Annotated in this window: 11 protein-coding genes; all 11 read left to right on the top strand. The window is 49.4% G+C overall.

Going from position 1 to position 10,197, the window contains the following annotated elements:
* Window positions 1-1,601, top strand: a 1,601-nt coding sequence (locus tag ACY430_RS01780) for a GspE/PulE family protein (protein WP_462137195.1), incomplete at its 5' end; no start/stop codon positions are given.
* 8 nt (window positions 1,602-1,609) lie between these two features.
* Window positions 1,610-2,737, top strand: a complete 1,128-nt coding sequence (locus tag ACY430_RS01775; protein ID WP_462137194.1) for a type II secretion system F family protein — start codon at window positions 1,610-1,612, stop codon at window positions 2,735-2,737.
* Window positions 2,738-2,756: 19 nt separating this feature from the next.
* Entirely contained in the window at window positions 2,757-4,868 is a 2,112-nt protein-coding gene (locus tag ACY430_RS01770; protein ID WP_462137193.1) for an amino acid permease, read from the top strand.
* An 8-nt stretch (window positions 4,869-4,876) separates the two neighbouring features.
* Window positions 4,877-5,527 carry an HAD family hydrolase gene (locus ACY430_RS01765; RefSeq protein ID WP_462137192.1) on the top strand — a complete coding sequence of 217 codons (651 nt, stop codon included), beginning with the start codon at window positions 4,877-4,879 and terminating at the stop codon, window positions 5,525-5,527.
* Between the two features lie 9 nt (window positions 5,528-5,536).
* Window positions 5,537-6,700 carry a 5-(carboxyamino)imidazole ribonucleotide synthase gene (locus ACY430_RS01760; RefSeq protein ID WP_462137191.1) on the top strand — a complete coding sequence of 388 codons (1,164 nt, stop codon included), beginning with the start codon at window positions 5,537-5,539 and terminating at the stop codon, window positions 6,698-6,700.
* On the top strand, window positions 6,697-7,233 hold the full coding sequence (gene purE / locus ACY430_RS01755; protein ID WP_462137190.1) for a 5-(carboxyamino)imidazole ribonucleotide mutase: 537 nt from the start codon (window positions 6,697-6,699) through the stop codon (window positions 7,231-7,233). The genes ACY430_RS01760 and purE overlap by 4 nt, the downstream gene beginning before the upstream one ends.
* On the top strand, window positions 7,230-8,258 hold the full coding sequence (locus ACY430_RS01750; protein ID WP_462137189.1) for a hypothetical protein: 1,029 nt from the start codon (window positions 7,230-7,232) through the stop codon (window positions 8,256-8,258). Before purE ends, ACY430_RS01750 begins: the two co-directional genes overlap by 4 nt.
* A 5-nt stretch (window positions 8,259-8,263) precedes the next feature.
* Window positions 8,264-8,605 carry a hypothetical protein gene (locus ACY430_RS01745; protein WP_462137188.1) on the top strand — a complete coding sequence of 114 codons (342 nt, stop codon included), beginning with the start codon at window positions 8,264-8,266 and terminating at the stop codon, window positions 8,603-8,605.
* A gap of 151 nt (window positions 8,606-8,756) precedes the next feature.
* The gene (locus tag ACY430_RS01740; RefSeq protein ID WP_462137187.1) at window positions 8,757-9,251 is read left to right on the top strand and encodes an SNF2-related protein; all 495 of its coding nucleotides are present in this window, start codon (window positions 8,757-8,759) and stop codon (window positions 9,249-9,251) included.
* A complete protein-coding gene (locus ACY430_RS01735; RefSeq protein WP_462137186.1) occupies window positions 9,212-9,979 on the top strand; it encodes a helicase-related protein in 768 nt (255 codons plus the stop codon). Before ACY430_RS01740 ends, ACY430_RS01735 begins: the two co-directional genes overlap by 40 nt.
* A gap of 5 nt (window positions 9,980-9,984) precedes the next feature.
* Window positions 9,985-10,176: a hypothetical protein gene (locus ACY430_RS01730; RefSeq protein WP_462137185.1), complete on the top strand. Its 192-nt coding sequence runs from the start codon at window positions 9,985-9,987 to the stop codon at window positions 10,174-10,176.
* Window positions 10,177-10,197: the final 21 nt, after the last annotated feature.

Raw genomic sequence — 10,197 nt, 5'->3', positions numbered from 1 at the left:
CTTTTTCAGACAGCAAGATTATGAGTAAACAGTTTTCCGCAGGCGGTTTCCACGGGGCAGGGGATGGTGTGGCAATAATGGACGCGAAGATAGATTCTGATTTACTTGCGGTTCTTCCCCAACATTTCGTCCGCGAGCACGGCGCGATTCCCGTTTACAGAAAAAACGGTAAAGTGGTTGTGGCGGTTGCGCACGGCACGGCTCCCGAGGTGCTGGACTATGTGAAGTTCCGTTGCGGAAGCGGCGCGGATTTTGTGCCCGTTTCGCCCGACACCGTTCAAAACCTCATAGACAAAAACTACGGAGCCGCGGACGAGTCAGGCGTTTTCAGCGAAGATTCCATACGCAATGTGATTGACGAAGCCGCGCGCGCTTCGGGTGGCGCGTATGTGCTTCGCACAGATGCCGATTTTTCGAAATCCTCCCCGGTTGTCCGGCTCGCCGGTTCCATCATTGAGGAGGCATTTTCCAAAAGAGCGAGTGATGTCCATTTTGAGCCGTATGAAGAGGAGCTCAGGGTCAGATACAGAATTGACGGTGTGCTCTATGTTTTTCACCGTCTTCCCATTGAGATAGCTCCGATTTTGACCTCCAGAATCAAGGTTATGTGCGAACTGGACATCGCTGAGAAAAGGCGTGCTCAGCAGGGGCGGATGAATTTCCGGACTTTGCGCGGAGACGATTTTGAATGCAGAATTTCGGTTGTGCCCGTAACCTTTGGCGAGAAAATCGCCATACGGCTTCTCGACAAAGGCCCACTCAAGTTCAGCCTCAAACAGCTGGGATTTGAAGACTCACAGCTTGCCGGTTTTGAAAAAGCCGTCAAAGCCGAAAACGGAATGGTGCTTATCGCGGGCCCCACGGGAAGTGGTAAAACCACGACCCTCTACTCCGTTCTTGAGGAGATAAAAAGCGAGCGGATTAACATCGTTACGGCGGAAGACCCGATTGAATACAAATTGAGTGGAATAAATCAGGTGCAGATACGCGAGAACATCGGGCTCACTTTCTCCGAATGCCTGCGGAACTTTCTGCGGCAGGACCCCGATGTAATTCTGGTAGGCGAAATCAGGGATTCCAAAACCGCAGACATCGCCGTCAAAGCTTCTCTCACGGGGCATTTGATGTTTTCCACAATCCACACTTCGGACGCGCTTTCATCGGTCATTCGCCTTCTTGACATGGGTGTCGAGCCGTTTCTTGTCGCGTCTTCTCTTCACGCCGTTGTCGCGCAACGGCTTGTGCGGGTCATTTGCCATTCCTGCAAAAAGCCCGCCGCCACAAGCGCCGCCGCCCTAATCTCCGCCGGCATATCCGAAGAGCAGTGTCCGGCGGACGCAGTGTTTGAGGGCGCGGGTTGTAACGACTGCTCCTCAACCGGATACAGGGGGAGGGAGGCGGTTTATGAAGTCGTTGTTGTTGATTCCGAACTAAAAGAGATGATAGCCCGCCGGGCGCCTCTGAGTGAAATGCGGCGGTGGGCGGCAAGCAGGGAAATAACCACGATGAGACTGAATGCAATTCGCAAACTCGCGCTCGGCGTAACAACACTTGAAGAGGTGGTGAAGAACACTCCGCCCGATTCGAACAAGGAGATCTAGGGCGGTTTATGTTGGGTTTTACGGGCAATCGCGCAACCGTTTCGGGCCTTTTGAAGCGCGCGGCGGAATTGCTCAAAATGGAAATCTACACAGGCGCGGTTCCGCGCACGGTGGTTTACGCATTCACGAGAAAGTTTTCCGTTATGACGGGCGCGGGAATTGACATATCGGGCGCGCTTGACGTTCTCGCGATGCAGGAGACGGACGCGCGTTTTAAAAAAATCATTGAGCAGACCGCTCTTTCGGTGCGGCGCGGAGAGAGTTTTTCCTCCGCCCTTGGAAAGTATCCCGAAGCGTTTTCGCCTCTTTACACGGGGCTTGTGCGTGCGGCGGAAAGCGGCGGTGAAATGGGCGAAATTATGGCGGATTTCGCCGACAGCCTTCAGAAATCCGAGGTGTTTGTGAAAAAGGTGAGGGCGGCGATGGTTTATCCGCTAACGGTCGTGGTTACCTCCGTGCTTGTTCTTTTTCTCGCGATGTCATTTCTCGTGCCCGTGTTCGCGCAAGTGTTCAGCGATATGCAGGCGCCTCTTCCCGCCTTGACCCGCGCGGTTGTGGGCGCGGCGGTTTTTATGAAATCAAACCTCGCGTATATCGCCGTTTTCACGGCGCTTTCGGTGATTGTTCCCATCGTGCTTTACAGGCGCGGCGGACGCGCGACTATGTTTTTTGACCGCGCGCTTTTCTTCGTGCCGGTTCTCGGCGCAATGGCACACAGGTCAATTCTGGCGCGATTCTGCCGGACGCTCGCGTCCCTTCTGCGCGGAGGGGTTCCGCTTGTTTCCGCCCTTGAAGTTGTTTCGTCCTCGTCTGACAACCGCTTTTTTTCAAGCGCGGTGATTGCCGCGGCGCGCAAAATGGTCAGGGGAAGGGGAGTCGCGGAATCGTTCGGCTCGGAGCGGCTGTTTCCCGCCGTGTTTGTTTCAATGGTTGATGCGGGAGAGCGCAGCGGCAAACTTCCGCGCATGCTTGAATGGCTCGCCGAGAGTTATCAGCAGGAGGCGGACCTGCTGTCTTTGTCGGTTCAGTCCTCGGTTGAAAGCGTGGCGACCCTTATTGTCGGGGTGGCGGTCTCGGTTATAGTGATTTCCATGTATCTGCCGATACTCAGCCTTGTGTCGCTTTTTTCGGGTTAGCGCGGGAGCCGGAAATTCAATGCCTGAAGATTCAAAAAAACTGAAAAAAGAGCTTGGCGTAAAAGACATTTTTGCACTTGCGGCGGGCACGAGTTTGAGCGCGGGATTCTTCCTTCTTCCCGGAATTGCGGCGAGTGAATACGGGCTCGGTTCATCGGTTGTCATTGCGTATTTTGTTGCGGTTTTTGCGCTCATTCCCGTCGTTTTCAGCATAGCGGAACTCTCAACCGCCATGCCCAGAGCGGGTGGCGCTTATTACTTTATTGACCGCTCTCTGGGTCCCCTTTTCGGAACCATCGGCGGCATCGGAAGCTGGCTCGCGCTCATTCTCAAATCCGGTTTCGCGCTCATAGGAATGGGTTTTTATATTGCGCTGTTCTTTCCCCAATACAGTGAACACATTGTGCCTATTTCGATTTTAGCGTCAATCGTTCTGGGCTTGATTAACTGGGTCAGCGCGAAGTCAAGCGGCGAGTTTCAGAAGTGGCTTGTCGGTATGCTTATTCTGATTCTTGCGGTTTTCGTTACGGGCGGCGTTCCGAAAATTCAGACCTCAAACCTTGCAACATTTTTTGATTTTCCCGCGCAGGCGCTTTTGTCCACTTCGGCGATGGTTTACATCAGTTATGCGGGGATAACCAAGGTTACAAGCCTGTCCGAGGAGGTGAAAGACCCCGAAAGAACAATCCCGCTCGGAATGTTCTACGCGCTTGGCGTTTCGGTTCTCATTTACGGGCTTGGCACACTGGTTATGGTCGGCATAATTCCGCTCGGGAAACTGCTTGGAAACCCAACCCTTGCCGCCGATGCCGCGCAGGCGCTTTTTGGCGAAACGGGTCTTTACCTTATATCGCTCGCGGCAATCGCGGCGTTTATTTCGGTCGCCAACGCCGGAATTCTCACTGCATCGCGCTATCCGCTCGCAATGAGCCGCGATAACGTTATTCCGCGCATTTTCGCGAAAATATCGCGCAACGGCACCCCCATTTACAGCCTCATTCTTACGGTCGCGTCCATGGCGCTCATTCTCGTGTTTCTCAACCCCGTGAAGATTGTAAAACTCGCGAGCGCGTTCCAGCTTTTCGTGTTCGCCATTCTGTGTTTCTCGGTCATCGTGATGAGGGAGAGCAGGATTGAGGGATACGACCCCGGATACCGGTCGCCGTTCTATCCCTGGATGCAAATCGCGGGCGTTGTGTCATCGCTGTGGCTGTTTTCAAGCGTGGGGATTTCCTCAAAAGTGTTCACAGTTGTGGTCGTGGTCGTGTGCGTGCTGTGGTACCGGCTTTACATTCGCGACAAACTCAAAAGGGGCGGCGCGATATTCCATATGTTTGAAAATCTCGGACGCTCAAGATACGAGGGACTGGACACCGAACTCAGGGGAATACTCAAAGAGAAGGGGTTGAGAAAAGATGACCCGTTTGACCACCTTATGGCCGGAAGCGCGGTGATTGATTTGGCGGATGAGGAGGGGGTTGATTTTGAGACGGTCGTGCACATGGCGTCCGAGGAATTCGGGCGGCGCATAAAGAGGTTCGGTTCGCGCGAACTTGAGCGGCGTTTCATAAGCGGCACCGGGGTCGGCATAACGCCTGTTACCGAGGAGGGCGCCGCGCTTCCGCATTTGCGGCTTGACGGGATTGACAAAATGGAGATAGTGATGGTTCGTTCGCGCGCCGGAGTTGAAATGCCTCCCGATCCCGAGTCATCCGCCTCACAAGCTCCAAAAGCGAGAGCGCTGTTTTTCCTCATCAGCCCGTCCGATGACCCGAACCTGCACTTGAGAATACTTGCGAGAATGGCGAGCATCGTTGAAGCGCAGGACTTTTTTCATGGCTGGGTATCCGCCGCCGGAGAGGACGACCTGCGGGCGATATTCACGCGCAGCGAGCAGATAATCACCGTTAGCATCGGTAAGTGGGACAGTGCCGCCCATTCGCTCACGGGTAAGCCGCTTAAAGATTCCCGGCTTCCGCAAGGATGCCTCGTCGCCCTTGTGAGGCGCGGCGCACAGACCGTTGTTCCGGGTCCGCTCACGGTTCTTGAAGAGGGTGATTTGGTAACTTTTGTCGGCGAGCCCGAGGCGATTGAAGAGTTGAAAACAAAATACTTGAGAGGGGCGGACTAAAAAGGGTTTTGAGATACAAAGCCGTAATTTTCGACCTTGACGGAACGCTTATAGATTCCGTTGCCGACATTGCGCACGCCGCCAACGCGTCTTTAAGCGCGAACGGATTTGCCGAATGCGGGCTTGACGAATACAGATTTTTTATCGGCGAAGGCGCCGCGGCGATGATGAAAAAAGCGCTTCCCGATGGCGCATCCGAAGAACAGGTGAACAAGTGTGTTGAAAGTTTTATGACCTTTTACAGGCGCGCTTTTGATATTCACACAAAACTTTATGACGGGGTCGCCGAGGCGCTCTGCGCTCTTTGCTCAAAAAGTGTGAAGGTTGCCGTTCTTTCCAACAAACCGCAGGAAATGACTTCAAAAATCGCGCAAACGCTTCTTTCACGGTGGGAGTTTTCCGAAGTCATCGGGCACAGCGGAAGCACTCCCAGAAAGCCCGACCCCTCAGGCGCTCTGGGCGTTTGCGGACGCATGGGGGTTGCGGTGGAAAAAGTCGCGCTTGTGGGGGATTCCGCGATAGACATGGAAACGGCGGTGTCGGCGGGGATGCTTCCGGTGGGTGTGCTGTGGGGATTCAGGAGTAAAAACGAACTTGCCTCTGCGGGCGCGCGCCATCTGATTGAAAGCCCCGCCGAACTTGAAGGCATTGTAGGATAGAATTGAACAATGGGCGGGACTCACGCAAGCGGCATAAAAACACGGCTCGGAATTCTCGGCGGCGGACAGCTTGGCAAGATGCTGTGCCTCGCGGCGGGCAGGTGGAATTTGCCGACTCTTGTGCTTGACCCTTCGCCCGACTGCCCGGCTGCGGGTGTGTGTTCGGAGTTCGTGCAAGGGGATTTTAGAAATTATGAAGACGTTCTGCGCTTCGGACGCTCTGCGGACATGCTCACCATAGAGATAGAGCATGTGAACACGGACGCACTGAAGCAACTTGCGGCGGAGGGAGTGGAGACAAATCCTTCGCCTGAGATTATCTCTCTCATACAGGACAAGGGGCTTCAAAAACAGTTTTACCGGAAAAAGGGGATTGCTTCGCCGAAATTTGCGCTTTTTGATTCCGCGCACGGGATACGGGACGCGGTCGCGGGCGGCGCCGAGAAAATCCCGTTTGTGCAGAAACTCCGCACGAGCGGTTACGACGGGCGCGGCATATTCATTGCGCGCTCCGAATCCGACCTTGAGAAGTTGCTTGACGGACCTTCAGTTGTTGAGGAATTGGTTGATGTGGAAAAAGAGCTGTCCGTTATTGTGGCGCGGAGCGCAAGCGGCGAGACGGTCTGTTTTCCGCCGGTTGAAATGATGTTCAATTCCGAGGCGAACCTTGTGGAATTTCTTGCGTGTCCGGTTTCGGGTGTTGACTCTGATGTGCTCAAAAAAGCGGAAGATGTAGCGGTTAAAATCGCGCAAACACTTGATTTGCGCGGAATTATTGCGGTTGAGATTTTTCTTTCCTCCGGCGGCGAAGTTCTGGTCAATGAGTGCGCGCCGCGCCCGCACAACAGCGGTCATCACACGATAGAGTCATGCGCCACTTCGCAATACGAGCAGTGCTTGCGCGCAGTTCTGGGGCTTCCGCTCGGGCACACGCGCCTCAAAAACCCGTCCGTTATGGTGAACATTCTCGGAGAGCCGGGACATGAGGGGGATGCGGTTTACGAGGGTTTGGACGAATGTATGAAAGTGGAAGGGGCGAATTTTCACATCTACGGCAAAAAGCGCACAAAGCCGTTCAGAAAGATGGGGCATGTTACGGTTGTTGACGAAAATATGGAGAGCGCCTTTGAAAAAGCGCGGTTCATCAAACAAAATCTAAGGGTGGTGTCATGAGTAAACCGGTTGCAAGCGTTGTTATGGGGTCTGATTCCGACCTCAAAGTTATGAAAGAGGCGGCGGCGTTTCTTGAAGAGATGGGCGTTCCGACCGAAGTTACAATCGTGAGCGCGCACAGGACTCCCGACCGGCTTTTTGATTTCGCGAAAAAAGCGCATGAACGCGGCATTGAGGTCATAATCGCCGGAGCGGGCGGCGCGGCGCATCTGCCCGGAATGATAGCGTCCATTTCGCCGCTTCCCGTAATCGGCGTGCCGATTAACTCGTCAAACTCGCTTGACGGTGTGGATTCTGTTTTGTCCATTCTGCAAATGCCCGCAGGCGTGCCGGTTGCCACAGTCGCCGTTGACGGCGGAAAAAACGCCGGAATTCTCGCGGCTGAAATTCTTGCGGTCAAAGACGCTAAACTCAGAAAAAAACTGATTGAGTTCAAAAAAAACCTCGCCGCCGATGTAAAAAAGAAATTTGAGAAGTTAGAGAAAGAGGGTTATGTGGAGTATTTGAAATACAGGAAAGGGGGTGTTAAATGACCAGTTACAGATTTGAGACAGTTCCAGTTGACGAGATTGTTCTTGATGAAGAAAACCCACGAATTCGTCCCGTGCTGGAAATGTATGACGAAGTTACACCAGAACGGATTAGTCTTGCACTTGGGGAAGGTATGGGTTCTGAAAAGACAAGCGGAACTACATACGACAGGCTAAAAACATCAATTCTTGTCAATAAAGGAGTTATACAACCGATACTTGTTAAAAAGCAAACAGATTCAGATGGATTTAATTGTATAGAAGGGAATACCAGAGTAAGCATATACAAGCAGTTTCAAAAAGATCCTAAGATTGACGGTGATTGGCAGCAGATACCTGCATTGGTTTTTGACGAGAACATGACAAAGGAAGAAATTGATGCTGTCAGACTCCAACTTCACCTTGTAGGCACAAGAGAATGGACACCCTATGCAAAAGCAAAATACCTGTACTTTCTCTATGCAGAAGATCAAATGAGTGTTGAAAAGATCGTTGATTATTGCGGGGGAAACAAAAAAGACATAATGGATGACATTCTTGCATATACAAACATGGAGAAACACTACCGAAGTTACACAGAAAAGATTAAGGAGAGTTTTGACCCTACGAGGTTTAGTGGTTTCAGAGAGTCAGTTAAGCCACCTATTCAAGATGCCATAGCAGAATCTGGTCATTCGATGGACGACTTTGCCGAATGGATTCACCCTCCATCTTCTGGCATGGATAGGGCAAAACTGCATCCATTAAACACAGTTAGGTCGTTACCTAGAATTTTAAGTGACCCGACGGCAAAAAAAATTTTTCTCTCTGAAGGTGCAAAGAGAGCGATCATTCACCTAGAAACACAGCAAGGAGGAACATCTTCGAATATTAAATTAAGCGATGCCGACATTATTCAACTTGCGGAAGCGCTCAGGCTTGCATTGTTAAAGATGACATATGAGCAAAGAGAAAAAATTAAGAAGGATGAATATTCTCTGGATACCCTGCGAGATATAGGTGATGTAATAGTCGATGAGTTCGTTTAGACGCAATGCCAGAATCAAAGCAACATATAGACCTTGTGAAACGCATAGTTCATTATATCAATGACAAATATTCGAAGAATGGGCTGTTTCTTTTAAGTGATTTGCCAGAAGAACATATGGATAACAGACCTCCCAAAATCAAGAAGCACACTCCAGATGTTTTTGCACAGAACCCCATAACGGGGTTTACGATTATTGGAGAAGCAAAGATTGAGAAAGACATTGACACTTTTCATACGGTTGAACAACTTCAGGAATTCACAGGATACCTTTCTCGCAGAAAAGATTGTTCAATATTCTTTTTTCCGTTCCACAGGAAGGGGCACTTTCTGCTCAACGTCTCTTAAATATGGTTCAAAATGATTACAAATTATCAACAAATTTTTTGTTCTTGATGGAATTCGAGAAGTAGGATTGGATTAATGCTCAAGAGGGGATATATATCCAATTTAAATCCCAAACTTCAGAGCCCTTTCCCACCAGGCTCAGGCTCTTGATGTGATTAGGCAGTTGGATTATTCTGCTGTTTTCCATGAACAAGGGTTAGGTAAAACAAAAATAGGTTTGGACCTAGCTCTTATATGGCTTCAAGAGAGGGTAGTTGACTCTGTTATTGTGGTTACAAAGAAGGGGTTGATCGAAAACTGGTTGAATGAAATTACAATCCATACTCACGTACACCCTTCTATTCTTACTCAGGATAAAAAAAAGAATTTTTATTTGTTCAACAGCCCTGCTGAAGTGTATTTATGTCACTATGAAGTTTTGAATTCTGAGAAGCCACGATTGGAATTATTTCTTAAAACGAGAAGGGTGGGGATCGTTCTTGACGAATCCCATAAAATTAAGAACCCAAATTCCAAGATAACACAAACTTTCTTTGACCTTTCTTCTGGTTTTGAGAAAAAATGCATAATGACAGGAACTCCTGTTGCCAATCGCCCATACGATTTGTGGTCTCAAGTTTATTTCTTGATGAAGGAGAATCTTTAGGTAGTGATTTTGAGTCATTCAAATCTTCGTTGGATTTGACAAAGGATATTGCGACTTGCCAAACAAAAAAAGATGATTTTAAGGACGAACTTTCTGTGCTTTTTGATAAAATCAAGCATTTTTCTGTTCGTGAGACAAAGCGGTCTTCCGGTCTTATGCTTCCCGATAAAGATGTGAAGAATATAGATATTCAAATGCAAGGAAAGCAATCAGAGATTTATTCGCTTTTTGAACGTGATATTAGAGTTGAAGTAAGAAAAAATGGAAAGGAAATCTCTGATAATATTAAATCTGTTCTCAAGAGGCTAATGAGACTTGTGCAAGTTGCATCTAATCCCTTGATTGTTGATGATTCGTATGACGAGACCCCAACGAAATTTATCAAATTAAGAGATATGTTGAAAGACATTGTTGCATCAAATTCAAAAGCTATAGTTTGGACATCTTTTATTAAGAATGCTGACTGGCTTACTTCATCCCTTAAAGAATTGAATGCGGTCAAGGTGCATGGAAAGATGGGGATGGACTCCAGAAATTCAAATTTGCGTAGATTTAAAGAACAAGATGAGTGTAAAGTCCTTGTTGCCACCCCTGCCTCTTCCAAAGAAGGGCTTACTCTTACCCAAGCAAATTGGTGTATTTTTATGACCGTTCTTTCAGTCTTGATGACTATCTTCAAGCGCAGGATAGGATTCATCGCATCTCACAGGATCAGGTGTGCAATATAATTAATTTGATTGCAAAAAATAGCGTTGATGAATGGGTTGACAGGTTGCTTTCGGCAAAACATCTTGCCGCTCAACTCGGACAGGGTGATATAGGATTAGATGAATATGATGAACAGACTTCATATGATTTTGTAGATATTTTAGATAGCATTCTTGAACGTTCAAAATCTGGAGGTAATAGAGATGTCGGGAAATGACACCCTGCCCGTTAGGGGTAA

The sequence above is a fragment of the Candidatus Mycalebacterium sp. genome, assembly GCF_977828045.1.
The sequence above is the reverse complement of the archived record's forward strand: the minus strand, read 5'-3'. Positions and strand labels throughout refer to the sequence as shown.

Bases quoted from the DNA above. Each gene is read 5' to 3' on its own strand.
- ACY430_RS01770 (WP_462137193.1), top strand. From the start codon at position 2,757: ATGCCTGAAGATTCAAAAAAACTGAAAAAAGAGCTTGGCGTAAAAGAC.
- purE (WP_462137190.1), top strand. From the start codon at position 6,697: ATGAGTAAACCGGTTGCAAGCGTTGTTATGGGGTCTGATTCCGACCTC.
- ACY430_RS01745 (WP_462137188.1), top strand. From the start codon at position 8,264: ATGCCAGAATCAAAGCAACATATAGACCTTGTGAAACGCATAGTTCAT.
- ACY430_RS01750 (WP_462137189.1), top strand. From the start codon at position 7,230: ATGACCAGTTACAGATTTGAGACAGTTCCAGTTGACGAGATTGTTCTT.
- ACY430_RS01775 (WP_462137194.1), top strand. From the start codon at position 1,610: ATGTTGGGTTTTACGGGCAATCGCGCAACCGTTTCGGGCCTTTTGAAG.
- ACY430_RS01760 (WP_462137191.1), top strand. From the start codon at position 5,537: ATGGGCGGGACTCACGCAAGCGGCATAAAAACACGGCTCGGAATTCTC.